Here is a 24,667-nt window from a genome sequence, read left to right as displayed (position 1 = left end):
CATGAGAAAGCACAGCTACCTAATTGTGACCAACTATTTCATTGATACTCCCTCCGGGGAGATATGTCGCCACAAAAAATTCTTACTGAGTAACAATTAATTAACCCCAACAGGAAGAACCAAAGAGACAGACTGCCCGAGCACTCAAAAGTGATTACTTTTACGACCACCTATCCCTCTAAGAAACGCTTGATATCAACACCCATCTTGATTGGACTGCTTCTATTATCCACACATGACTCTCAAGGAAAAGAAGCCCATAACTTTAAAATCACAAAAGACATAAAAAATCTGAGAATAGAAAATTGCATTGAAGAGAAATGCAAACCAGTACTCCTACCCAAGAAACTAATAGAGCAATTTGAAGAGAACTATGAAATAACAATAGACAACATAGACAGAAACAACACTCCAGAAATCGTAGCAACCGCCCATGGAGCAAACAGATGCTCGACCTTCTATAAATATGATGGCGATACGAACTGACTGAAAAACCCCAAAGACGACTTAAGCGATCCCAATGTCAAACAAAAGCCCACTCTCACTGCCTGCCATAATTACCATTGCCTTCTCCAATGCTATTTCAGCAGCAAGTTTTGATTGCACCAAGGCATCCACGCTGGTGGAAAAAACCATTTGCACCGATACACAGCTTTCCAAAGCGGATGAGCAAATGGCAAGGCTTTATCACAAGGCGATCGGCTTTTCAGCAGAAGGTGATAACACAATCCAGTCCGAGCAACGCCGTTGGTTAAGAGCTGTCCGTCAAGAGTGCAAAAGCGCGAAAAACGCCTCCCAATGCCTTGTCGACAAATACTCATCAAGAACTTAGCTACTTGGAAAAGTACCAGTTTCCAGCACCAAGCCTGAGTCGTTATATCAGCACAAAATCCTGGATGCGTCTGACAATTATGAGTTCTGGATAGCAATGGACTCGCTCTGCGACCAGGAAACCTGCGAGTCCTCGGGACAGATTGCAGTGGCAAAGAAGGGGCAAGCCACCGCCTACCAACTCATTGATCTATCCAATATTTTCATCACCATAGAAGACAATAAAGTACTAATAAACTCCGCGAAACTCTACGACTATCAAGGTGTTATCAACGTAGGAGATTTCAACTTCGATGGCCTAGAGGATTTTGCAGTACAGAACGGCAATAACGGTTCCTATGGAGGTCCAAGTTACGATATATTCCTCTACAACAAGAAGAAAGGCAATTTCTCTACAGTCCTGCGTTATCTGGCCTCATTGAACAAACCTTGGGCTTCTTTACGATTGCCCCAGACAGTCAACGAATCTTGACCTATGGAAAGAGTGGATGTTGCTACCATAAAGCAACCATCTACAGCGTTGCCCATAACATGCCTACTCCCGAGTTGAGAAGGATACATGACTCAACGATCGATGAAGATGGCGAGACTTACGCTGAAAAATTTATCAATGGAGGTTGGAAACGGCTCAAGTCTACACCCGAATCTCAGGCTGAAGGCCGTATGCCCACGGCAGATACTCAACCACATACCAATAACCCCCACCCCAACCCACCTAAAGAGATAGAGGTCAACTACCTATCCAGGGAAAACAATGAGCGCGAAGGCACGACGCTGTATGGTCGCATCCGGATAGCGCTAGACAGGAAGGAAACCTTCGAGATTTCCTTCGACAGCCTATCGATGCCGGAAAAGGATTATGAGTTTTCCGAAAGCAGAAGCATCATGCGCCTTGGCGCTATCGAGTCTGGAGAGGCCGAACAGCCAGACGGCCGGTCGATATACCATTCGAGGTACTATTGCTTGTTCATTTCCATTCCAGGCCAGTGTCTGCTGGCTCAGGAGTCGGGTCTGATGTGTGATGGCCATTGGGATGGAGACACCTGGGTTGCCACGGAGCAAATACCACTAGACTTCGATAAGTACCGCCCCGTCGTAAGAAAGACCGAGCCTGGGTACGCTAGCGGGCATTCAGAAGTTGTCGCAATAAAAAATCCTGAACGTTGCGACTCGACTCAAGATCAAGAACTCTAGCGCCATGACCAGACCTCTTCGTTTCCTGGCAGTTTCCGCTCTAGCGTCAACTTCCGTCCTTCAGACAGATGACGACCAAGGAGCCGCCACTTTGTGCCGCCAGGGTGAAAGGCCCATCTTCTCCTTCCAGGTTGAAAAGTCAGGAAAGCTCGTCTCAATTTTTAAAGAAGCGAACGACCAGTATTTGCTCTATAGATTTGGAGCCCTCAGAAAAATAGAACTTCAGTCCCCACAAGAAGCGGATACCGAATCGTGGTCGAAATTTGAATTCAGCGGATACTTTAGAGGTGGCGGCATTCAAAACGACGCCATGGAGGACTATGCGTTGAAGTTCATAAACAATCAGGTCGAATATACGATCTTCCAGAACTGGCGCTTGGAGGCCGATGAATACCAGATCGGCGTAATGGTAACGACACCTGACGCACGTGTACTCCTAAAAGGCGAAGATAAAAACCAGGTTGGGTCACTTATGTCACTGGAAGGCAATCCAGCAATCCCGAACACCTGGTACTCCTCCGACCACTCCGAAACGCCTCGTCACGCCATTCGCAACCAATAGCAACTGCCTCCCTTCCTGCTATCCCCCACTCGCATTCATAAACCGCAGCACCTGCACATCCCCGTCCAGGCTGAACTCATGGCGCAACGGCTTGCGCGCCAGGCCGGCGTGGATGGCGTCGAGCAGCGGCTGGTCGCTTTCCGGGTGGCGGCGCAGCAGGGCGCGCAGGTCGATGGCGTGTTCGTGGCCGAGGCATAGCAGCAGGCGCCCTTCCACGGTCAGGCGGACGCGGTTGCAGGTGGCGCAGAAGTTGTGGCTGTGGGGGGAGATGAAACCGATGCGGCTGTCGGGGTATTCGCCGATGCGGGCGTAGCGGGCGGGGCCGCCGCTTTGTTCGGCGCTGTCGAGCAGGCTGTGGCGCGTGGCGATCAGTTCGCGCACCTGGTCGCTGGAGAAGAAGCTTTCGCCGCGCGAGCGGCCGACTTCGCCCAGGGGCATTTCTTCGATGAAGCTGATGTCGAGCCCGCGCGTCACGGCGTAGTCGATCAGGTCGAGCACTTCGTCGTCGTTGCGGCCCCGCATCACCACGCAGTTGAGTTTGATACGGGCGAAGCCGGCTTCGCGGGCCGCGTCGATGCCGGCCAGCACCTGGGCGAGGTCGCCGGTGCGGGTGATGGCGCGGAAGCGCTCGGGACGCAGGGTGTCCAGGCTGATGTTGAGGCGTTTGACGCCGGCTTCGGCCAGGGGGCCGGCCAGCCTGGTGAGTTGCGAGCCGTTGCTGGTCATTACCAGTTCGCGCAGGCCCGGCAGCGCGGCGATGCGTTCGCAGAGGCCGACGATGCCCTTGCGCACCAGCGGTTCGCCGCCGGTGAGGCGGATTTTCTTCACACCGTTGGCGACGAACAGCGCGGCCAGCCGGTAGAGCTCTTCGAGGCCCAGCACCTGTTGGCGTGGCAGGAAGGTCATGTCTTCGGCCATGCAGTAGACGCAGCGGAAGTCGCAGCGGTCGGTGACCGACATGCGCAGGTAGTCGATACGGCGGCCGAAGCCGTCCAGCAGGTGTGCGTCCATCGTGGTCCCATCCAGTTCGCTACAGCGGCCCCGACCCGTAGCCCGGATGAAATCCGGGAGGGGCGGCCGGTTTCCCCGGAGTTCATCCGGGCTACGTTGGGGGTTCTGCCCTCTCCCCCAGCCCCTCTCCCATGAATGGGAGAGGGGAGTCAGTCCGTGTGGCATTCAAGTTCGTAGCCCGGATGCAATCCGGGAGGGGCGGTCGGTTTCCCCCGATTGCATCCGGGCTACGTGGGGAGTTCTGCCCTCTCCCCCGGCCCCTCTCCCATGAATGGGAGAGGGGAGTCAGTCCGTGTGGTGTTCGAGTTCGTAGCCCGGATGAAATCCGGGAGGGGTGGTCGGTTTTCCCGGATTGCATCCGGGCTACGTCATTGGATCAGCGGTGAGTCGGTGCCTTCGAGGGTGATGCCCTGGATGTCTGCCTCTCCTACCAGGCCCTGGAGGTATTGCCTGACCGCGACTTGCCAGACGCGCTGGTCCAGTTCGGCGCGGATGGTGCCTTGCACGGCTTCGAACGGCAGCGGCCGGCCTTCGATGCGCTGGTCCACCCAGACCAGGTGGAAGCCGTAGCGGCTTTCCAGCGGCTGGAGCGCCAGGCCGGGTTGCAGGCGGAACAACTGGCGCTCGAACTCGGGCACGGTCTGGCCCTTGCTGATCTGGCCGAGGGCGCCGCCCTGCTCTTTCGACGGGCAGGCGGAGTGGGCGCGGGCCAGTTCGGCGAAGCGCGAGCCGTCGGCGGCCAGTTGGGCGAGCAGTGCCTCGGCCTGTTCGCGGGTCCGGCTGCGGGCTTCGGCGTCGTCCGCCGGGCAGGCCAGGAGGATGTGCCGGGCGGCCAGCAGCGGGGCGCTGGCGAAGCGTTCGCGGTTGTTTTCGAAGTACTGCCGGCAGACCGATTCGTCGGCGCTGGGCATCGGCACTTCATGCTCGATCAGCGCGCGGGTGGCCGCCTCTTCTTCGCTTTCGCCGGGCTGGGCCCGGACGGCCAGGCCCAGTTCGGCGATGCGCTGTTGCAGCAGTTCGCGGAGCACCAGCGCCTGACTGGCCAGGAACACCGCTTCCCGACGGGTGTCCGCCGGGTGGTATTGCAGTTCGCGGGCGATCGCCTCGGGGGCGATGGCCACGCCGTTGACCTTGATGCGCGGCCATTCCTGCTCGCTGCTGGCGATCAGTTCGGGCCCCGCCTCGTCTTCCTCGTCCTGCGGCGCATCCACCGCCGGCTGCGGCTCGGGCACCACTTCGCGCACCACCGGGGCACTCACGCCACCATCGGTGGCCGGGTCGTGCCCGCCGCAACCACCACCATTCCCGTTACCACCGCATCCACAACCCATGATGAGTTCTCCTCGATCAATCAATTAAAAAGCCGAAAAGAGCGCTGGAGGGCTGGAGGCTGAACGACCGGCAGCCCGTACCCGCTTTTGCCTCCAGCCTTCAGCCTCCAGCGCTTCTATTCGGCTCTCAGCCCTTCTGCCGGACGATCTGGTAGCGCCGTCCCAGGTACCAGACCGGTGCGCTGACGATGTGCACCAGGCGGGTGAAGGGGAACAGCACGAACAGGGTCAGGCCGAGGAACACGTGCAGCTTGTACACCAGGCTCACCGGTTCGATGCTGGCGGCCGACACCTGCGGTTGCAGGGTGACCACCGCCTGCGCCCAGTTGGCCAGCAGCACCATCACCGAGCCGTCGAGGTGGTGGGTGGAGGCGACGATGGTCAGCAGGCCGAGGACGAGCTGGGCCAGCAGCACCACCAGGATCATGGTGTCGGAGAAGCTGGAGCTGGCCCGCACCCGCGCGTCGAACAGGCGGCGGCCCAGCAGCATCAGCAGGCCGATCAGGCAGAGGATGCCGAAGAAGCCGCCGGAGACCATCGCCAGCAGTTGCTTGTCGGCGGTGCTGATGAAGGCGTGGTAGAGCGCCTCGGGCATCAGCAGGCCGACGAAGTGGCCGGCCAGGATGAACAGCACGCCGACGTGGAACAGGTTGCTGGCGATGCGCATGTAGCGCCGCTCGGCCGGGGTGCGGGTGAAGATCTGGCTGGAGCCGGCCTTCCAACTGTATTGCGACAGGTCGAAGCGCGCCCAACTGCCGATGAGGCAGATGGCCAGGGCGATGTACGGGTAGATCCCGAACAGCAGCAGATTGACGTTAGACATTGCGAACCTCCCGGGCCGGTTCGTCCGGCCCGTCATGCTTGAAATCCACCCAGTGCAGCGGCACCGGAACCTCCTCGCGCGCCTGGCCGGGCAGCCTGGCCTGGCTGGGGCAGCGCTCCTGCTGCTCGGCCTTGAGGAAGTCCACGGCCTCCTCCTCCCAGAGCTTGTCCAGCGCTTCCAGCGAGTCGTCGCGCGGCTCGGCGGCGACCTGCCCGATCACTTCGGCGACGGCCCGTTGCGGCTCGGCGCCGGCGATCTGCAGCAGCGCGCGCAGGCAGGCGGCGTAGGGGCTCTCGCGCTCGTCCAGGCGCGCGGCGAGCAGCGCCAGCAGGTGGGCGACGTCGGCCAGGCCCTCGCGGGCCTCCAGGTCGTCGCGGGTGGACAGGTATTCGAGGTACAGCGGGATGTAGTCCGGCAGCTCGCGCACGCCGATGTCGAAGCCCGCTTCCTCGTACTGGGCCAGCAGGTCGACCATCGCCTGGCCACGGTCGCGGGACTCGCCGTGCACGTGTTCGAACAGCAGCAGCGACAGCGCGCGGCCCCGGTCGAACAGTTCGCCGTAGCGTTCCTGCACGTCCATCGGGTCGCCGGCGCTCAGTTCGTCGAGCAGGCGCCGCAGGGCGGCGCGCTGTTCGGGGCTGATCTCGCGGGCGGCGGCGATGGCGTCGGCCAGTTCCGCATGGCCTTCGCGCAGGTGCGCGTCGGGGTAGTCCAGCAGCAGGGAAATCACCTTGAGGATGCGCATGTTCAGTCCTCCCACAACTGCACGGTTTTCAGCACGTCGCGGCAGTTGGCCTTCTTCGCGCCGAACATGTTGGTGTCGGAGGCGCCGCTGCAACCGCTGCCGAAGCTGAAGCCGCAGCCGGAGCGCTCGGCGAAGGCGTCGCTCATGGCCTCTTCGCGGTGCGCGCTGGGGATCACGTAGCGGTCCTCGTAGTTGGCGATGGCCAGGTAGCGGTACATGTCCTCGCACTGCGCCAGCGACAGGCCGGCTTTTTTCAGCACTTCCAGGTCCTGTACGCCATCGACCTGCTCGGCGCGCTTGTAGGCGCGCATGGCCAGCAGGCGCTTGAGCGCCAGCTTGACCGGCTGTTCGTCGCCGGCGGTGAGCAGGTTGGCCAGGTAGCGCACCGGGATGCGCAGGCTATCCACGTCCGGTAGCACGCCGTCCATGCTCACGCTGCCGTTGGCGGCGGCGTTCTGGATCGGCGACAGCGGCGGCACGTACCAGACCATCGGCAGGGTGCGGTATTCCGGGTGCAGCGGCAGGGCCAGTTGCCAGTCCACCGCCAGCTTGTAGACCGGCGATTTCTGCGCGGCCTCGATCACCGACATGGGCACGCCGTCGGCCAGCGCCTGGGCGATCACCGCCGGGTCGTTGGGGTCGAGGAAGATCTCCAGTTGCTTCTTGTAGAGGTCCTGCTCGCTGGCGGTGCTGGCCACTTCATGGATGCGGTCGGCGTCGTAGAGCAGCACGCCGAGGTAGCGGATGCGCCCCACGCAGGTTTCCGAGCAGACGGTGGGCATGCCGGCCTCGATGCGCGGGTAGCAGAAGATGCACTTCTCGGATTTGCCGCTCTTCCAGTTGAAGTAGATCTTCTTGTACGGGCAGCCGCTGATGCACATGCGCCAGCCACGGCATTTCTCCTGGTCGATGAGGACGATGCCGTCCTCCTCGCGCTTGTAGATCGCGCCGCTCGGGCAGGAGGCCGCGCACGCCGGGTTGAGGCAGTGCTCGCACAGGCGCGGCAGGTACATCATGAAGGTGTTCTCGTACTCGCCGTAGATGTCCGCCTGCACCGCGTCGAAGTTCTTGTCCTTGCGCCGCTTGGCGAATTCGGTGCCGAGGATTTCCTCCCAGTTCGGGCCCCATTCGATCTTTTCCATGCGCTGCCCGGAGATCACCGAGCGCGGCCGCGCCACCGGCTGGTGGTCGCCCAGCGGCGCGGTGTGCAGGTGCTGGTAGTCGAAGTCGAACGGCTCGTAGTAGTCGTCGATGCCCGGCATGTCCGGGTTGGCGAAGATGTTCGCCAGCACGCGGAACTTGCCGCCGATGCGCGGGTTGATGGAGCCGTCGCGGTTGCGTACCCAGCCACCCTTCCACTTTTCCTGGTTCTCCCATTCCTTGGGATAGCCGATGCCGGGCTTGGTCTCGACGTTGTTGAACCAGGCGTATTCCATGCCTTCGCGGCTGGTCCAGACGTTCTTGCAGGTGATCGAGCAGGTATGGCAGCCGATGCACTTGTCCAGGTTCAGGACCATGCCGACTTGCGAACGAATTTTCATGGCGTTTCTCCTTACTCGATCTCGGTCGGCAGGGGTTGCGGCAGGGCGTCGCCGCCCAACCCACCGACATCGGTGCCGTCCAGCCAGTCGACCTTGGCCATCTTGCGCACCACGACGAACTCGTCGCGGTTGCAGCCCACGGTGCCGTAGTAGTTGAAGCCGTATGCCTGCTGGGCGTAGCCGCCGATCATGTGGGTGGGCTTGAGCACCACGCGGGTCACCGAGTTGTGGTGGCCGCCACGGGTCTTGGTGGTCTCGCTGCCGGGCACGTTCACGATGCGCTCCTGGGCGTGGTACATCATCACCATGCCTTCCTTGACCCGCTGGCTGACCACCGCGCGGGCGGTCAGCGCGCCGTTGGCGTTGAAGCACTCGATCCAGTCGTTGTCCTCGATGCCGGCCTTCTTCGCGTCGATCTCGCTCATCCACACGATGGGCCCGCCACGGCTCAGGGTGAGCATGATCAGGTTGTCGGTGTAGGTGCTGTGGATGCCCCACTTCTGGTGCGGGGTGATCCAGTTCAGGACGATCTCCGGGTTGCCGTTGGGTTTCTTGCCCTTCACGTAGTCGACGGTGCGGGTGTTGATCGGCGGCCGGTAGCTCTGCAACTGCTCGCCGAAGGCCTGCATCCACGGGTGGTCCTGGTAGAACTGCTGGCGACCGGTGATGGTGCGCCACGGGATCAGTTCGTGGACGTTGGTGTAGCCGGCGTTGTAGCTGACGTGCTCGTCTTCCAGGCCCGACCAGGTGGGGCTGGAGATGATCTTGCGCGGCTGCGCCTGGATGTCGCGGAAGCGGATCGCCTCGTGCTCCTTGGGCAGCGCCAGGTGGCTGTGGTCGCGGCCGGTGAATTCCGACAGCGCCGCCCAGGCCTTGACCGCCACGTGGCCGTTGGTTTCCGGGGCCAGGGAGAGGATCACCTCGGCGGCGTCGATGGCCGACTCGATCTTCGGCCGGCCCTGGCTGACACCCTCCTCGCGCACCTTGTGGTTCAGCTCGCCGAGGAACTCGACCTCATGCTCGGTGTTCCAGGCGATGCCCTTGCCGCCGTTGCCGAGCTTGTCCAGCAACGGGCCGAGGGACGAGAACTTCTTGTAGGTGTTCGGGTAGTCGCGCTCGACCACCGTGATGTTCGGGCAGTTCTTGCCCGGCTGCGGCGCAACGCCTGCGGTCTTCCAGTCGCTGCCGCCGAACGGCTGGGCCAGTTCGCCGGGGCTGTCGTGCAGCAGCGGCACGGTGACCAGGTCCTGCTCCACGCCCAGGTGCCCTTCGGCCATCGTCGAGAAGGCCTTGGCGATGCCCTTATAGATTTCCCAGTCGGAGCGTGCTTCCCAGGCCGGGTCGATGGCCGCCGACAGCGGGTGGATGAAGGGGTGCATGTCCGAGGTGTTCATGTCGTCCTTCTCGTACCAGGTGGCGGTCGGCAGGACGATGTCGGAGTACACGCAGGTGGAGGACATGCGGAAGTCGAGGGTGGTGACTAGGTCGAGCTTGCCGATGGCGCCCTCGTCCACCCACTCGGCCTCGCTGGGCTTGAAGCCGCCGCGCTTGCCGAGGTCTTCGTTCATCACGCCGTTCTTCGTGCCCAGCAGGTACTTGAGCATGTACTCGTGGCCCTTGCCGGAGGAGCCGAGCAGGTTGGAACGCCAGATGAACATGTTGCGCGGGAAGTTCTCCGGGTTGTCCGGCTGTTCGCAGGCGAAGCGCAGGCTGCCGTCCTGCAGCGACTTGAGCACGTAGTCCTTCGGCTCCATGCCGGCCGCCTGGGCGTCGCGGGTGATCTGCAACGGGTTGCGGTTGAGCTGCGGCGCGCTGGGCAGCCAGCCGGCGCGTTCGGCGCGGATGTTGTAGTCGAGCATGTGCTCGGGGAATTGCGACTTGTCGGCCAGCGGCGAGAGCACTTCGTGGATGCTCATCTTCTCGTGGCGCCACTGCGAGCTGTGGTTGTAGAAGAAGCTGGTGCCGTTCATCTGGCGTGGCGGGCGGTGCCAGTCGAGGCCGAAGGCCAGCGGCAGCCAGCCGCATTGCGGGCGCAGCTTTTCCTGGCCGACGTAGTGGGCCCAGCCGCCACCGGTCTGGCCGACGCAACCGCAGAGCATGAGCATGTTGATCAGCCCGCGGTAGTTCATGTCCATGTGGTACCAGTGGTTCATCGCCGCGCCGACGATGATCATCGAGCGGCCATGGGTCTTGTCGGCGTTCTCGGCGAACTCGCGGGCGACCTGGATGGCCTTCTCGCGGGCCACCCCGGTGATCCGCTCCTGCCAGGCCGGGGTGCCCGGCACGCTGGCGTCGTCGTAGCCGCTGGCGACGTTGGCGCCGCCCAGGCCACGGTCGATGCCGAGGTTGGCGGCCATCAGGTCGAACACGCTGGCGACCCGGGCCTGGCTGCCGTCGGCGAGGATCACGGTGCGCACCGGCACGCGGCGCAACTGGATTTCGTCGCCGTCGACGTGGGCGAAGTGCTCGTGGGCCTGGCCGCCGAAGTACGGGAAGGCCACGTCGGCCACTTCGCCGCTGTCGATCTGGCTGAGCTTGAGGTCGACCTCGCGGCCGTCCTTGCCTTCGCGGGCCTCGATGTTCCACTTGCCCTTCTCGCCCCAGCGATAGCCGATGGAGCCCTGCGGCGAGACCAGTTCGCCGCTGGCGTCCACGGCGATGGTCTTCCACTCGGGGTTGTTGTCCTGGCCGAGGTTGTCGGCCAGGTCGCTGGCGCGCAGGAAGCGCTCGGCGCGGTAGCTGCCGTCCTTCTCGCCCAGCAGCACCAGTACCGGCAGGTCGGTGTAGCGCTTGGCATAGTCGGTGAAGTAGGCGCTCGGCTTCTCCAGGTGGAATTCCTTGAAGATCACGTGGGCGAAGGCCTGGGCCAGCGCCGCGTCGGTGCCCTGCTTGGGGTTCAGCCAGAGGTCGGTGAGCTTGGCCACCTCGGCGTAGTCCGGGGTGACGGCCACGGTCTTGGTGCCCTTGTAGCGCACCTCGGTGAAGAAGTGGGCGTCCGGGGTCCGGGTCTGCGGGACGTTGGAGCCCCAGGCGATGATGTAGTTGGAGTTGTACCAGTCGGCCGACTCCGGCACGTCGGTCTGCTCGCCCCACACTTGTGGTGACGCGGGAGGAAGGTCGCAGTACCAGTCGTAGAAGCTCAGGCACACGCCACCGATCAGCGACAGGTAGCGGCTGCCTGCGGCGTAGCTGACCATCGACATGGCCGGGATCGGCGAGAAGCCGACCACCCGGTCCGGGCCGTAGCGCTTGACGGTGTAGACGTTGGCGGCGGCGATGATCTCGTTGACCTCGCGCCAGCTCGAACGGACGAAGCCACCCATGCCGCGCTTGCTCTTGTAGCTCTGCGCCTTGACCGGGTCCTCGACGATGCTCGCCCAGGCTTCCACCGGCGCCAGCGTGCGGCGCGCCTCGCGCCAGAGCTTGAGCAGCGGCTTGCGCACCTTGGGATACTTCAGGCGGTTGGCGCTGTAGATGTACCAGCTGTAGCTGGCCCCGCGCGGGCAGCCGCGCGGCTCGTGGTTGGGCAGGTCGTTGCGGGTGCGCGGGTAGTCGGTCTGCTGGGTTTCCCAGGTGATCAGGCCGTTCTTCACGTAGATCTTCCAGGAGCACGACCCGGTGCAGTTCACCCCGTGGGTGGAACGCACGATCTTGTCGTACTGCCAGCGCGAGCGGTAGACGTTCTCCCAGTCGCGCGACTCCTTGCGGGTCTCGCCGTGACCGTTGGCGAACTCACCCTGCTTACGCTTGAAGAAGCGCATCTGGTCGAGTATGTGGCTCATCGTTTCTTCCTCATCAGGCTGAGCGCGGGCGGCCCCGCGCTCGTCATTTCTCGAATGGGCTCAGGGCTAGCACGGCGTCTCGGCGCCTTTACGCGAGTACCACCACCAGGTCACCAGGATGCAGCTCAGGTAGTAGCCGACGAACAGGTACAGGGCCATCTCCGGGCCGCCGGTCAGGGCGATGGAGCTGCCGAAGCTCTTGGGAATGAAGAAGGCCCCGAAGGCGCCGATGGCCGAGCTGAAGCCGAGCACCGCCGCCGACTCCTTGCCGGCCTCGCGCAACGCCTGCTCGTGGGCGGCGGCGCCCTTGCCGGCGCTCCAGCGCTCGTGCAGGGTGCGGAAGATCACCGGGATCATGCGGAAGGTGGAGCCGTTGCCGATGCCGGTGGTGACGAACAGCAGCATGAACATGATCAGGAAGCCGTAGAAATTGCCGGCGCTGCCTTCGCTGGGCAGGAAGGCGATCACCCCGAACACCGCGGCGATCATCACCACGAAGTTCCACAGGGTCACCCGCGCGCCGCCCAGCTTGTCGGAGATCCAGCCGCCCAGCGGACGCACCAGGGCGCCGACCAGCGGGCCGAGGAAAGCGAACTTGAGGGCGCTGACCTCGGGGAAGGAGGTCTTGATCAGCAGCGGGAAGGCCGCCGCAAAGCCGATGAAGGAGCCGAAGGTGGCCAGGTACAGCCAGCACATCAGCCAGTTGTGCTTGCGCTTGAAGATCACCGCCTGCTCGGCGAACGACGCCTTGGCGCTGGCCAGGTCGTTCATGCCGAACCAGGCCGCCAGGGTCACCACGGCGATCATCGGCACCCACACGAAGCCGGCGTTCTGCAGCCACAACTGGCTGCCGTCCGCCAGCTCCTGCGGCTGGCCGCCGGCCGCGCCGAACAGGCCGACGCCGATCGACAGCGGCACTAGGAACTGCATGGCCGACACGCCCAGGTTGCCGAGCCCGGCGTTCAACCCGAGCGCGGTGCCCTGCTGGGCCTTGGGATAGAAGAAGCTGATGTTGGACATGCTCGAGGCGAAGTTGCCGCCGCCGAAACCGCACAGCAGGGCGATGATCACGAACACGCTGTAGGAGGTGTTCGGGTCCTGCACGGCGAAGCCCATCCACAGCGCCGGGATCAGCAGCGACGCGGTGCTCAGCGCGGTCCAGCGGCGCCCGCCGAACATCGGCACCATGAACGAATAGAAGATGCGCAGGGTGGCGCCGGACAGCCCCGGCAGCGCCGCCAGCCAGAACAACTGGTCGGTGCTGAAATCGAAGCCGAGGGCGCCCAGGCGGACGATCACCGTGCTCCACACCATCCACACCGCGAAGGCGAGGAACAGCGCGGGAATCGAAATCCACAGGTTGCGGGTGGCGATGGCCTTGCCGGTGGTGCCCCAGAAGTGCGGGTCCTCGGGACGCCAGTCCTCGATCAGCGCTCCCTGCCGGGGCGGCCGGCCCATGGCCGGGTTATTGGATACGGACATGATGCTCGGTCTCCTTCAAGCGTCGGAAGCGGAAGCCATGGGGCCGGACGAACCCTTGCCCATGACCGGGGTTTTGCGAACCTCGCTGAGGTACATCCAGATCAGGGAGACCCAGACCACGCCGTACATCAGCATGAAGCAGGAGCTGCGCACGCCGGTGAGGTCCACCAGGGCGCCGAACATGATCGGCAGGACGAAGCCGCCCAGGCCGCCGGCCAGGCCGACGATCCCGGACACCGCGCCCATGCGCTCGGGGAACTCGTCGGAGATGTACTTGAACACCGAGGCCTTGCCGAACGCCCAGGCGATGCCGACCACGAACATCAGCGCGGTGAACACCCAGGCGTTGAGGCCGATGTGGAAGGTGAACGGGCCGTCGACGGTGTGCACGGTGAAGTCGGTCGGCGGGTAGGAGAGCAGGAACAGGCACACCCAGCTCACCCACATCACCCACCAGGTCACGCTGTGGGCGCCCCACTTGTCCGACATCCAGCCGCCGATGGCGCGCAGCACGCCGCCCGGCAGGGAGAAGCAGGCGGCCAGCAGCGCCGCGGTCTGCAGGCCGAAACCGTATTCCTGCACGTAGTACTTGGTCATCCACAGGGCCAGCGCGACGTAGCCGCCGAAGACGATCGAGTAGTACTGGCAGTAGCGCCAGACGCGCGGGTCCTTCAGGGTCTTGAGCTGCTCGGCGAAGCTCACGCTGCTCGGCACGTGGTGGCGCTTGTCGTCGTAGGTGAAGAACCAGAACAGCAGCGCGGTGATGAACATCATCGCCGAGAACACCTTGGGCACCATCTGCCAACTGGCGGCGGCGATGATCGCCGGGGCGAGGAACTTGGTCAGCGCGGAACCGGCGTTGCCGGCGCCGAAGATGCCCATGGCCAGGCCCTGGTTGGCCTTGTCGAACCACTTGGCGACGTAGGCGATGCCCACCGAGAAGGAGCCGCCGGCCAGGCCGACGAACAGGCCGAGGGCCAGGAACTGCCAGTACTGGGTCGCCTCGCCGATCAGGTAGATCGGCAGCACGCAGACCAGCATCAGCACGAAGAACACGATGCGTCCGCCGAAGCGGTCGGTGAGCATGCCCAGCGGCAGGCGCACCAGCGAGCCGGTCAGCACCGGCGTGGAGGCCAGCAGGCCGAACTGGGTTTCGTTGAGGTCCAGCAGTTCCTTGATCGGCACCCCCAGCACCGCGAACATCATCCAGACCATGAAGCAGATGGTGAACGCCACGGTGCTCATCCCGAGCACCAGCCCCTGTTGCACCTTGCGACTCGCCATGACGGCTCCCCCGAAAACATCTGACATGGCCGCAGGCTAGTGTCCGGTGGTGGAGCTTCATTGACCCAGATCAAGGTGGATTCCGCGCGCCTCGACCTAAGATGCGCGCGCCTACCTCCAAAGGGGTAGACGCGGAATTTCCTGAAAACACTTTTAATATCAAATAGTTATTCAATAATCAGAGTCACCGGCGAGGTCCGTTCCACCCCTCCGAACTCTTTGGAGGTAGTAGCCGCCATGCTGGATTGGTTGAAAAGCTCTCTGCCGGCTCGCGCCGGTCTGGCGGTCGCGCTGATCGCCAGCCTCGCACTGTCCAGCGCCTTCAGCGCCGTGCTGATCGCCTGGGTCAGCGAGGACGACGCCGCCGCCATCAACATGGCCGGTTCGCTGCGCATGGCGACCTACCGGCTCAACTGGCAACTGGAAGCCGACGCCACGCCGCAACGGATCGCCGAACTGCGCGACGACATGCAGCAGCGGCTGGCCAGCGACGCCCTGCGCCACATGCTCGACCGCGAGAACGACTCGCCCCTGCGCCAGGCTTTCGAGCGGGTCCAGCGGCAATGGCAGGAACAGTTGCAGCCGGCGCTGGAGCGCGGCGACCGAGAAGGCTTCCAGGCGCGCTCGGAAGCCTTCGTCGACGAACTGGAGGACTTCGTCCTGCTCCTGCAGAAACAGAGCGAACGGCGCCAGGGCTGGCAACAGAGCATCCAGGGCGCGGCCCTGCTGTTGACCGTGGTGATCCTGCTGATCGGCATGTTCGAGTTGCAGAACAGCGTGATCGCCCCGCTCCAGGAACTGGTCGGCGCCACCGAACGCTTCCGCGCCGGCGACCTGGACGCACGCATCGAGTACCGCTCCAGCGACGAACTCGGGCAGATGGCCGACAGCTTCAACGCCATGGCCGACGCCATCGAGGAATCGCACCACACCCTGGAATCGCGGGTCGCGGCGAAGACCCGCGAGCTGGAACAGAGCAACGCCGCGCTGGAACTGCTCTACCAGAGCAGCCGCAGCATCGCCAGCCAGCCGGTCAACGCCGAGCATCTGGACGGGCTGATCGACAGCTTCCAGCAACGCCTGCCCGGCCTCAACCTGTCGCTGTGCCTGAAAGGCGAACGCGGCGAGCCGGCCGGACACCTGATCGCCCTGCACGGCGATACCACCCGCGAAGTCTGCTCGCCCAGCGACTGCGCGACCTGCTCGCGGCAGCGCATGCACAACCGGATCGCCGTCCCCATCAGTTCCCAGGGCGACACCCTGGGCGACCTGCGCGCCCACTACCTCGACGGCCACGCGGCGCACCCCTGGGAAGTGGAACTGATCCAGGCGCTGGCCAACCTGATCGGCACCTCGCTGTCCCTGGAGCGCCAGCGCGAGCGCGACAACCGCCTGCTGCTGCTCGACGAGCGCACCACCATCGCCCGCGAGCTGCACGACTCGCTGGCCCAGGCGCTGTCCTACATGAAGTTGCAGGTCAGCCGCCTGCAAACCCTGATCCGCCGTGGCGAAAGCGGCGAACAGTTGCTGCTGGTCAGCGACGAGCTGCGCGAAGGGCTGAACAACGCCTACCGGCAGTTGCGCGAACTGCTCACCACCTTCCGCCTGCAGATCCAGGACGGCGGCCTCGACCAGGCGCTGAACGACACCGCCCGCGAATTCGCCGAACGCGGCGGCATGCGCGTGCGGCTGGATTGCCAGCCGCTGGCCTTCTTCAGCCTGTCCGCCACCGAGCAGATCCACCTGTTGCAGATCGCCCGCGAAGCCCTCTCCAACTGCGCCCGCCACGCCCAGGCCAGCCTCGCCACGGTCCAGCTACGGCAGCACGGCGAAGAGATCGAACTGCTCGTCGAGGACGACGGCTGCGGCATCAAGCAAGGCTTCGACCCCCGCCAGCACCACGGCCTGAGCATCATGCAGGAACGCGCGCGCGGCCTTGGCGGCCACCTGAGCATCGTCCCCCGCGCACCCCACGGCACCCGCGTGCAACTGCGCTTCTGTCCCGAATTCCTACGCGAGACCCATTCATGAACGACATGTCCCCCCACACCCTGCTGCTGGTCGACGACCATCCGATGATGCGGCGCGGCCTGCGCCAGTTGATCGAACTGGAAGCCGACCTGGTGGTGGTCGGCGAAGCCAACAACGGCGAGGAAGCCCACGCCATGGTCGAACGCCTGGCGCCGGACCTGATCCTGCTGGACAACAACATGCCGCAGCTCAACGGCGTGGAAACCCTCAAGCGCCTGCGCGAAGGGGGCTACGCCGGCAAGATCCTGCTGTTCACCGTCTCCGACGCCGAGAACGACGTGCGCGACGCCATGCGCTTCGGCGCCGACGGCTACCTGCTCAAGGACATGGAACCGGAACTGCTGATCGAACGCCTGCGCGACGCCCTGCGCGGCTCGCTGGTGGTCAGCCCGGCGCTCACCACCGTCCTCGCCCAGGCCCTGCGCTCGCCCCAGGGCGCCAGCTCGCTCGACCTCACCGACCGCGAACGCCAGGTGCTGAAGATGATCGCCGGCGGGCTGAGCAACAAGATGATCGGCAACAAGCTGGGCATCACCGAAGGCACGGTGAAGGTCCACGTGAAGAACCTGCTGCACAAGCTCGGCCTGCGCTCCCGCGTCGAAGCCGCCGTGTGGGCGATGGAGAACCTGCGCTAACCGCCCGCGTAGCCCAGGTTTCATTCGGGCTACGGCTGGTCACGAAGCAGGTACGGCGCCGGATAACAAGCACCCTCTCCCCAACCCTCTCCCATGAATGGGAGAGGGGGCTGTCAGTGCATACGCCATGGTTCGGATTTCACCCGGGCTATATGCCTTCACGGCCTGGCTCCCCTCTCCCGTTTACGGGAGAGGGGCTGGGGGAGAGGGAACGGAGTCAGACAACAACACCCTATCCTTCCCCAAAGCACGTAGCCCGGATGCAATCCGGGAACGGGGTCGACGGATCTCCCCGGATTTCATCCGGGCTACGGCTCCACGTCCCCATGCCCCTCACTCATACAAGAACGTCTCATCCAACTGCCCGGCATTCTCCACCGTGACCTGCAAATCCTTCACCAGACCATCGTGCAGGCCATAGATCCAGCCATGCACGGCCAGCGGCTGGCCGCGTCGCCAGGCGTTCTGCACGATGGTCGTGTGGCAGACGTTGCGCACCTGGCGCTGCACATTGAGCTCGCACAGCAGGTCCACCTTCTGCTCCGCGGAAAGACCGGCGAAACGTTCGAGGTTCTGGTGATAGAGCGCCTTCAACGCCCTCAGCCAGTTGTCGATCAGCCCCAGCTCCTCGTGCCCCAGCGCGGCGCGCACGCCGCCGCAACCATAATGGCCGCAGACGATCACCTGCCTGACCTCCAGCACATCCACCGCGTACTGCAGCACCGAGAGAAAATTCATGTCGGTGGCCACCACCATGTTGGCCACGTTGCGGTGCACGAACAGCTCCCCCGGCATCAGCCCCACCACCTCGTTGGCCGGCACCCGGCTGTCCGAGCAGCCGATCCAGAGGAACTCGGGCTTCTGCTGCCGGGCCAGGCGCGCGAAGAACTCCGGGTCCCTGGCCCGCAGCGACTCCGCCCAATAGCGGTTGTTGATCAATAACTGTCTGACATCCACGGGGCTTTCCTCGATCGATTGCATCCGGCGCCGGAATAGCACGGGGCATGCGCGACGAACTTGTCCAGAGTCAAGACCACCCAGGCCGTGCCTGCCTCTTTCGAGGTAGTGCCTAGGAGGAATAGGAGCCGCTCCCCTGCCCTCCTACCATGGTCGCCATGGAGGTGAACCATGCTCACTGACTCGGCGACGCTGGAATCACTGCGCCAGCACCATCTGTTCGGCCGTTTGCCGGAAGCCCCTTTCCAGGAGATGTGTCACCTGGCGATCCATCGCCGCCTGGAGAACGGCGACACGCTGTTCCATCAGGGCGATGCGGCCGACCGCTTCTACCTGCTGCTCGAAGGCCAGGTGAAGCTGACCCGGGTGCTGCCCGAAGGCCACGAGAAGCTGGTGGAAGTCATCATGCCCGGCCAGAGCTTCGCCGAAGCCCTGCTGTTCAGCGGCGCCCGCCACTATCCGGTGGCGGCCGCCGCGCTGAAACCGAGCAGCCTGGTGAGCATCGACGGCAGCCACTACCGGCGCCTGCTGGAAGAGCAGCCGAAGATCTGCCTCGACCTGCTGGCCAGCTTCAGCATCCGCCTGCACCAACGTCTCAACGAGATCGACACCCTGACCCTGGCCAACGCCAGCCGCCGCGTGGTGCGCTTCCTCTGCCAGGAACAGGAGGCCGGCAACGGCCACATCCAGCTCAACGTGCCCAAGCGCCTGATCGCCTCGCAACTGGGCATCCAGCCGGAGACCTTCTCGCGCATCCTGCACCGGCTGATGGACGCCGGGCTGATCGCCATGGAACGCCGCAAGATCCGCGTGCTGGACACGCCGAGCCTGGCCAGCTACCGCGAATGAGGCCACGCCGCAGAGGAGAACGCCGATGACGATCCCACTGGTCTACGCCTGCTCGGGCTGCTCGAACGTCGCCCAGTTGGCCAACACCCTGGCGGTTCGCCTGGACCGCGCCGGCCTGGCCGAGATGTCCTGCATCGCCGGGGTCGGCGGCCATGTGCCCGCGCTGGTCAGCAAGGCCCGCAGCGGCAAACCGATCCTGGCCATCGATGGCTGCCGCCTGCAATGCGTGCAGGGCTGCCTGGACCAGCATGGCGTCACCGCCGACGTGCACCTGGTACTCGGCGAATACGGCCTGAAGAAACGCTACGGCGAAGACTGCACGCCGGAAACCGTCGAGCAGGTCTACGCGGAAGTGGTCCAGTTGATCGCCAGCGACCGGATGGGTCGAGGAGCGTAGCGACGATACCCATCGGGCGGAAGTGATGGGTATCGCTTCGCTCAACCCATATTACGGTCCTGGTCGGATCGTGGGATGGCTTGAACACTGTGGCAGCCCACACCTCCGCCCCTCACCCCAGCCCTCTCCCGAGGGGAGAGGGAGCAAGCCGTGCGGGCAGGAACGGCCGTAGGATGGGTCGAGGAGTGTAGTGACGATACCCATCGGGCGGAGGTGATGGGTCTATGCCCTTGCACGGTCCAACTCCCCTCTCCCATTTATGGGAGAGGGGCCGGGGGAGAGGGCCTGCCTACCCCCGCACCGCCGCCCCCAGGCCCTGCACCACTTGCCACAGGCGCGGCGGCAGGTCTTCCGGGTCCAGGCCGTCGAGCAGGTTCTTGACCGCCAGGCCGAGGTCGGTGTCGCCCTCGATCACCAGGCGACGGCGAAAGAACAGGGTGTCCGGGTCTTCCTGGCGGCTGGCCAGCAGCAGGAATTCCCGCCAGTTGCCACGGATGCACACATCCACCGGCGCCCGGCTGGCCACGCGCAGGCCCTTGCCGTCGCTGGTCAGGCACCAGGCCATGTCCAGGTCGCTGATTTCCAGGCGCAGCCAACGGCCGTCGAGCAGGTCGAAGGCACCCTCGGCCAGCGGCGCGGCGAACAGCCGGGCCATCGCCTTTTCCAGCACCAGCCGCTGTACCGCGAACGGTACCCGCCGCCCCAGGGGCAGCAAGGGTTCGCCCAGTCGCAACGCCATCCGTGCCCAGTTCATAGGCCTACCTCCTCGACCCGCAGCATGCCGGCCTGTCCATGCCAGTAGCCGTTGCAGCCGTCCACCGCCAGGGGCGGCAGCGCGCCGTCGCGTACCTCGGCGAAGGAGCGCACCACCTCCGCCATGCCCTCGGCGCGCGGGCTCAGGCGCAGGATGTCGACGCCCAGGGATTGCAGTTGCGGATATTCGGGCAGCAGGTTGCCGACCTTGGCGGACATCGTCTGGATGCCATTGATGGTGAACAGTGCCTCGCCCTCCTGGCTGAGCAGCGCGATGCCTTCCGGGTAGTCCTGGCAGACGAACTGGCAGTCGTCCTTGGGGCGGTTCTGCGCGCGGGCGGTGAAGCAGCGCGCCGAGTAGGCCAGCGGCAGGTGGCCGTAGGCGAATACCTCCACTTCGGGGCGCTCGCGGCCGAGGATGTCGAGCTGCCCCAGGCAGTCGCGCAACAACCGCGCCGAGCATTCCACCGGCGGCACCCAGCGCAGCAGGCCGCAATCCATCAGCTCGGCCAGCGCGTGGGCGTTGTACAGGTTGAGCGCCGGCCCGGCGACGAAGGGCCGGCGATTCTCGTGGAGGAACTGCACGGCGCCCATGTCGTTGGCCTCCACCATCAGTTCGCCGTTGTCGCACAGGCGCTTCAGGCTGGACAGCTCGGAAGCCGCCTCGATCAGCGTCAGCCCGGACAGCACCAGCTCGGCGCGGCTGCATTCGCGAAGCTCGCGGGCCAGCCCCAGCCAGTCGTCGAGCGACAGGGCGCGGCGCTTGGAGCAGACGGTTTCGCCGAGGTAGATGACATCCAGCGGCTGCTCGGCCATCTCGGCGTAGAAATCCAGCAGTTTTTCCCGGCTCCAGTAGAACAGGACCGGTCCCAGACTCAGCTTCATACCTTCCTCACTGCCAGGATCGATGGTAGGCGCCCAGGGTGGTCTGGCTGCCTTCGGACAAGCCGTCCAGCACGCGCCGCCACTGCTCCTGCACGGTGTAGTTCTGCGGCGCCCGGGCATGAGCGTCGAGGGCCGCGCGCCAGACACCGGTGACCTGCTCGACATAGGCCGGGCTGCGCTGGCGGCCCTCGATCTTCACCGCGGCGATGCCCATCGCCGCCAGTTGCGGGATCAGGTCCAGGGTGTTCAGGCTGGTCGGCTCTTCGAGGGCATGGAAGCGCTGGCCCTCCACCAGGAAACGGCCCTTGCACAGGGTCGGGTAGCCGGCCGGCTCGCCGGCGCCGTAGCGGTCGATCAGCACGCCGCCGAGGCGCGAGGTGAGGCCGTCGGCATCCTCCTGCCAACGCACCGCCTTGGCCGGCGAGCAGACGCCGCACAGGTTCGGCGACTCGCCGGTGACGTAGGAGGACAGATGGCAGCGCCCCTCGGCCATGATGCACAGGCTGCCGAAGGCGAACACTTCCAGGGGCACCGAGCTGCGCTCCGCCACCTGGCGCACCTGGGCCAGCGACAGCACCCTGGGCAATACCGCGCGGCGGATGTTGTAGCGCGAGCGGTAGAACTCCAGCGCCGCCGCGTTGGTCGCCGAACCCTGCACCGACAGGTGCAGGTTCAGATCGGGGTGCCGGCGACTGGCATAGGCGAGCACGCCGGGGTCGGCGGCGATCAGCGCATCGACGCCCAGGTCGGCGGCGCGGTCCACCGCGCGTTGCCAGCGCGTCCAGCCTTCCGGCTGGGCGTAGGTGTTGACCGCCACGTAGAGCTGCCGGCCCTGCTGGCGGATCAGTTGCAGGCCGGTCTCCAACTGGCGCTCATCGAGATTGAGCCCGGCGAAATGGCGAGCGTTGGTGTCATCGCGGAATCCCACGTAGATGGCATCCGCCCCCTGCCGCAGGGCGGCCTTGAGTGCGGGCAGGCTGCCGGCCGGACAGACCAGGTGCATAACGGCTCCTCTTGTACTGCTTGGGCGTCGCGCCACTCTAGAGAGATGACTCGGGCGCGCCTTGATCGAAATCAAAGGCTCATTCGAGCAGTTCGCTGAACGGCAGGAAGTCGACCAGCTCGCCCTCCTCCAGGGTGCGTCCGCAGTCGATCACCGCCAGGCCATCAGCCCAGCAGGCGGGCGCCAGCATCGCCGAGCCTTGCCGCGGGTGCAGTGTCACGCGGGTCTCGCCCGCCTCCGTCTTCAGCCGGGCGCGCAGGTACTGGCGGCGCGGGTTGCCCTGCCGCCAGTGGAAATCCGCCGCCAGGCGCAGGGGCTGCGGCATCACCCGTATGCGGCCCTGGGCGCGCAGCAGGAACGGCCGCGCCACCACCAGCGCGGTGATCAGCGCCGCCGCCGGGTTGCCCGGCAGGCCGATCCACGGCTTGCCGCACACCTCGCCGAAGGCCAGCGGCTTGCCCGGCTGGATCGCCAGGCGCCACAGGTGCAGTTCGCCCAGTTCGCGCACCGCCTGCTTGAGGTGATCCTCCTCGCCGACCGATACGCCGCCGGAGGTGATCAGCACGTCCCATTCCGATGCCGCCAGGCTGAGGGCATCGCGGCTGGCCGCCAGCTCGTCGACGAGAATGCCGTAGTCGTGCACCTCCATCCCCAGGCTGCGCAGCACGCCGCCCAGGCTGTAGCGATTGGCGTTGTAGATCTGCCCGGCGGCCAGCGCCTGGCCCGGCTCGCGCAGTTCGTTGCCGCTGCTCAGCAGGCCCACGCGCAGAGGGCGATGGACCGCAACCTCGGCGATCCCCAGGCTGGCCAGCAAGCCGATTTCCTGCGGACGCAGGCGTATGCCGGCGGCCAGCATGCAACTGCCTGCGGCGAACTCCTCGCCCTGCCGACGCACGTTCGCGCCGATCTCGACCGCCGGCAGGCGCACGCCCTCGCCTTCCAGCGTCACCTGCTCCTGAGGCACCACGCTGTCAGCACCGGGCGGCAGCGGCGCACCGGTGAAGATGCGCACGGCCCTTCCGGGCGGCAGCGCGGCCTGCGCGGCGTCACCGGCGGCGATACGGCCGTCCAGCGGCAGCCAGCCGCCTTCCGCCGGCACGTCGGCGGCGCGCAGGGCATAGCCGTCCATCGCGCTGTTGTCCCAGGCCGGCATGTCGAAGGCCGCATAGGTCGGTTCGGCCAGGGTGCGGCCGAGGGCCTTCTCCAGCGGCACGTGCTCCACCGCCGGCGGCAGTGGCACGTGCTGCATAAGCTCGTCGAGCGCCTCGTCGATCGGGCGCAGGGCGCCGCCCGAGCATCCGCAGGCGCTCATGAGCGCGCTCCGCACAGGCTCGCCGGCTGTTCCGGCAGGCGCTTGAGATGGGGTACGAAATTGCACGGGCGGGTGCGGCTGTCGAGCTGCTCGCGGAGGATACCCTCCCAGGCCGTGCGACAGGCGCCGGGCGAGCCGGGCAGGCAGCAGACCAGGGTGGCGTTGCTGATGCCGGCCAGCGCGCGCGACTGCACGGTGGAGGTGCCGATCTCGGCCAGCGAGACCTGGCGGAACAGCTCGCCGAAGCCATCCACCTGCTTGTCCAGCAGCGGCGCCACCGCCTGCGGCGTGTTGTCCCGCGCGGTGAAGCCGGTACCGCCGGTGATCAGCACCGCCTGTACCAGCGGGTCGGCGATCCAGGCACACAACCGGGCACGGATCCGCCAGATGTCGTCGGGCACCAGGGCCCGTTCGTACAGGGCATGGCCGGCGGTTTCCAGCCCCTCGATCAGGGTCTGTCCCGAGGTATCGGTGGCCAGGCTACGGGTGTCGCTGACGGTCAGCACCGCGATGCGCAGTGACTGGAATTCGGCGCTGGACAGGTGGGCCATGCTGCAAACCTCCACGAAATATCTGCGCGCAGCCTGCTCCAGCCCCGGCACGGCGCCCATTCCCCGAAGGAGGTATCACTTTTGCCTCGCCTGCCCGCGAGCCGCATTCCATGCGATCCGGCGGCGAACGCGGCAATTGGTCGCAAGCGGCTCAGCCGCCGGTCACCGGTGGAAAGAAGGCCACCTCGTCGCCATCCTCCAGGGGTTCGTCGAGGCCACACAGGCCCTCGTTGCGCGCGCACATCAGGTTGTCCGCCGCCAACACCTCCCAGGCCCCGCCACGGGCGACCAGCGCCTGGCGCAGTTGGCCGACGCTGGCGAGCCGGTCCTGCCAGGGCAACCGCTCCCGGTCGAGCCCGAGCCGCTCGCGGTAGCTGGCGAAATAGTGGATGTCGAGCATTTGGTTTTCTCCTTGGTTTTGGGGTTCGGGTTGCGGGGCTTTCCATCCCCTCTCCCTCAGGAGCGGGGCGCGCAGCCAGGGTTAGGGTGAGGGGCGGAGCGTCGGGCTACACTCCACCCTCTCCCCCGGCCCCTCTCCCATGAATGCGAGAGGGGTGACGATGCCTGAAACAACGAGCCCCCTCCCCAGATTCCATCCGGACCACAGGCCGCTTTTCATCACCTCTCCCCTTGGGAGAGGGTTAGGGTGAGGGGCGGAGCGTCGGGCTACACTCCACCCTCTCCCCCGGCCCCTCTCCCATGAATGGG

23 protein-coding genes are annotated in these 24,667 nt (G+C 65.0%); 8 read left to right on the top strand and 15 right to left on the bottom strand.

Going from position 1 to position 24,667, the window contains the following annotated elements; genetic code table 11:
• Positions 1 to 520 precede the first annotated feature (520 nt).
• The 4 genes from PSEWESI4_RS24770 (at position 521) to PSEWESI4_RS24755 (ending at position 2,587) form a co-directional block, all read left to right on the top strand.
• Entirely contained in the window at positions 521 to 832 is a 312-nt protein-coding gene (locus tag PSEWESI4_RS24770; RefSeq protein WP_187673909.1) for a lysozyme inhibitor LprI family protein, read from the top strand.
• A gap of 96 nt (positions 833 to 928) precedes the next feature.
• Positions 929 to 1,303 (top strand): XAC2610-related protein, encoded by a 375-nt coding sequence (locus PSEWESI4_RS24765; protein WP_187673908.1) that lies wholly within the window; start codon positions 929 to 931, stop codon positions 1,301 to 1,303.
• A gap of 59 nt (positions 1,304 to 1,362) precedes the next feature.
• Complete coding sequence (locus PSEWESI4_RS24760) at positions 1,363 to 2,025, top strand: hypothetical protein (RefSeq protein WP_187673907.1); 663 nt, start codon at positions 1,363 to 1,365, stop codon at positions 2,023 to 2,025.
• Between the two features lie 4 nt (positions 2,026 to 2,029).
• Positions 2,030 to 2,587, top strand: coding sequence for a hypothetical protein (locus PSEWESI4_RS24755; RefSeq protein WP_187673906.1), 558 nt, complete (start codon positions 2,030 to 2,032; stop codon positions 2,585 to 2,587).
• Between the two features lie 18 nt (positions 2,588 to 2,605).
• Here the strand turns inward: PSEWESI4_RS24755 and moaA are convergent, their stop codons facing one another.
• The 8 genes from moaA to PSEWESI4_RS24715 form a co-directional block, all read right to left on the bottom strand.
• On the bottom strand, positions 2,606 to 3,598 hold the full coding sequence (moaA, locus tag PSEWESI4_RS24750) for a GTP 3',8-cyclase MoaA (RefSeq protein ID WP_187673905.1): 993 nt from the start codon (positions 3,596 to 3,598) through the stop codon (positions 2,606 to 2,608).
• 368 nt (positions 3,599 to 3,966) lie between these two features.
• Positions 3,967 to 4,929: a peptidylprolyl isomerase gene (locus tag PSEWESI4_RS24745; RefSeq protein WP_187673904.1), complete on the bottom strand. Its 963-nt coding sequence runs from the start codon at positions 4,927 to 4,929 to the stop codon at positions 3,967 to 3,969.
• Between the two features lie 127 nt (positions 4,930 to 5,056).
• Positions 5,057 to 5,752 carry a respiratory nitrate reductase subunit gamma gene (gene narI / locus PSEWESI4_RS24740; RefSeq protein WP_187673903.1) on the bottom strand — a complete coding sequence of 232 codons (696 nt, stop codon included), beginning with the start codon at positions 5,750 to 5,752 and terminating at the stop codon, positions 5,057 to 5,059.
• A complete protein-coding gene (gene narJ / locus PSEWESI4_RS24735; protein WP_187673902.1) occupies positions 5,745 to 6,497 on the bottom strand; it encodes a nitrate reductase molybdenum cofactor assembly chaperone in 753 nt (250 codons plus the stop codon). Before narJ ends, narI begins: the two co-directional genes overlap by 8 nt.
• A gap of 2 nt (positions 6,498 to 6,499) precedes the next feature.
• On the bottom strand, positions 6,500 to 8,038 hold the full coding sequence (gene narH, locus PSEWESI4_RS24730) for a nitrate reductase subunit beta (protein ID WP_187673901.1): 1,539 nt from the start codon (positions 8,036 to 8,038) through the stop codon (positions 6,500 to 6,502).
• An 11-nt stretch (positions 8,039 to 8,049) separates the two neighbouring features.
• Positions 8,050 to 11,820 carry a nitrate reductase subunit alpha gene (locus PSEWESI4_RS24725; RefSeq protein WP_187673900.1) on the bottom strand — a complete coding sequence of 1,257 codons (3,771 nt, stop codon included), beginning with the start codon at positions 11,818 to 11,820 and terminating at the stop codon, positions 8,050 to 8,052.
• Positions 11,821 to 11,886: 66 nt separating this feature from the next.
• A complete protein-coding gene (locus PSEWESI4_RS24720) occupies positions 11,887 to 13,278 on the bottom strand; it encodes a NarK family nitrate/nitrite MFS transporter (RefSeq protein WP_210768874.1) in 1,392 nt (463 codons plus the stop codon).
• A 39-nt stretch (positions 13,279 to 13,317) separates the two neighbouring features.
• The gene (locus PSEWESI4_RS24715; RefSeq protein WP_187673898.1) at positions 13,318 to 14,586 is read right to left on the bottom strand and encodes an MFS transporter; all 1,269 of its coding nucleotides are present in this window, start codon (positions 14,584 to 14,586) and stop codon (positions 13,318 to 13,320) included.
• A gap of 237 nt (positions 14,587 to 14,823) precedes the next feature.
• Between PSEWESI4_RS24715 and PSEWESI4_RS24710 the strand changes: the two genes are divergently transcribed.
• Complete coding sequence (locus PSEWESI4_RS24710; protein ID WP_187673897.1) at positions 14,824 to 16,617, top strand: HAMP domain-containing protein; 1,794 nt, start codon at positions 14,824 to 14,826, stop codon at positions 16,615 to 16,617.
• Positions 16,614 to 17,252: a two-component system response regulator NarL gene (gene narL / locus PSEWESI4_RS24705; protein WP_187673896.1), complete on the top strand. Its 639-nt coding sequence runs from the start codon at positions 16,614 to 16,616 to the stop codon at positions 17,250 to 17,252. The genes PSEWESI4_RS24710 and narL overlap by 4 nt, the downstream gene beginning before the upstream one ends.
• A 333-nt stretch (positions 17,253 to 17,585) precedes the next feature.
• On the opposite strand, the gene can is transcribed toward narL, so the two are convergent.
• Positions 17,586 to 18,209, bottom strand: coding sequence for a carbonate dehydratase (gene can / locus PSEWESI4_RS24700; protein ID WP_235979011.1), 624 nt, complete (start codon positions 18,207 to 18,209; stop codon positions 17,586 to 17,588).
• A 171-nt stretch (positions 18,210 to 18,380) separates the two neighbouring features.
• On the opposite strand from can, the gene PSEWESI4_RS24695 reads away from it, so the two are divergent.
• The gene (locus PSEWESI4_RS24695) at positions 18,381 to 19,058 is read left to right on the top strand and encodes a Crp/Fnr family transcriptional regulator (protein ID WP_187673894.1); all 678 of its coding nucleotides are present in this window, start codon (positions 18,381 to 18,383) and stop codon (positions 19,056 to 19,058) included.
• 25 nt (positions 19,059 to 19,083) lie between these two features.
• Complete coding sequence (locus PSEWESI4_RS24690; RefSeq protein WP_187673893.1) at positions 19,084 to 19,455, top strand: putative zinc-binding protein; 372 nt, start codon at positions 19,084 to 19,086, stop codon at positions 19,453 to 19,455.
• Positions 19,456 to 19,744: 289 nt separating this feature from the next.
• On the opposite strand, the gene ubiT is transcribed toward PSEWESI4_RS24690, so the two are convergent.
• The 6 genes from ubiT to PSEWESI4_RS24660 form a co-directional block, all read right to left on the bottom strand.
• Entirely contained in the window at positions 19,745 to 20,209 is a 465-nt protein-coding gene (gene ubiT, locus PSEWESI4_RS24685) for a ubiquinone anaerobic biosynthesis accessory factor UbiT (protein ID WP_187673892.1), read from the bottom strand.
• A complete protein-coding gene (locus PSEWESI4_RS24680) occupies positions 20,206 to 21,093 on the bottom strand; it encodes a U32 family peptidase (RefSeq protein ID WP_187673891.1) in 888 nt (295 codons plus the stop codon). Before PSEWESI4_RS24680 ends, ubiT begins: the two co-directional genes overlap by 4 nt.
• 7 nt (positions 21,094 to 21,100) lie before the next feature.
• Positions 21,101 to 22,096 (bottom strand): ubiquinone anaerobic biosynthesis protein UbiU, encoded by a 996-nt coding sequence (gene ubiU, locus PSEWESI4_RS24675; RefSeq protein ID WP_187673890.1) that lies wholly within the window; start codon positions 22,094 to 22,096, stop codon positions 21,101 to 21,103.
• 79 nt (positions 22,097 to 22,175) lie between these two features.
• The gene (locus tag PSEWESI4_RS24670) at positions 22,176 to 23,408 is read right to left on the bottom strand and encodes a molybdopterin molybdotransferase MoeA (protein ID WP_187673889.1); all 1,233 of its coding nucleotides are present in this window, start codon (positions 23,406 to 23,408) and stop codon (positions 22,176 to 22,178) included.
• The gene (moaB, locus tag PSEWESI4_RS24665) at positions 23,405 to 23,959 is read right to left on the bottom strand and encodes a molybdenum cofactor biosynthesis protein B (protein WP_187673888.1); all 555 of its coding nucleotides are present in this window, start codon (positions 23,957 to 23,959) and stop codon (positions 23,405 to 23,407) included. Before moaB ends, PSEWESI4_RS24670 begins: the two co-directional genes overlap by 4 nt.
• A 151-nt stretch (positions 23,960 to 24,110) precedes the next feature.
• Complete coding sequence (locus PSEWESI4_RS24660) at positions 24,111 to 24,359, bottom strand: MoaD/ThiS family protein (protein ID WP_187673887.1); 249 nt, start codon at positions 24,357 to 24,359, stop codon at positions 24,111 to 24,113.
• Positions 24,360 to 24,667: the final 308 nt, after the last annotated feature.

This window comes from Zestomonas carbonaria, assembly GCF_904061905.1.
Taxonomy (GTDB): Bacteria; Pseudomonadota; Gammaproteobacteria; order Pseudomonadales; family Pseudomonadaceae; genus Aquipseudomonas; species Aquipseudomonas carbonaria.
The sequence above is the reverse complement of the archived record's forward strand: the minus strand, read 5'-3'. Positions and strand labels throughout refer to the sequence as shown.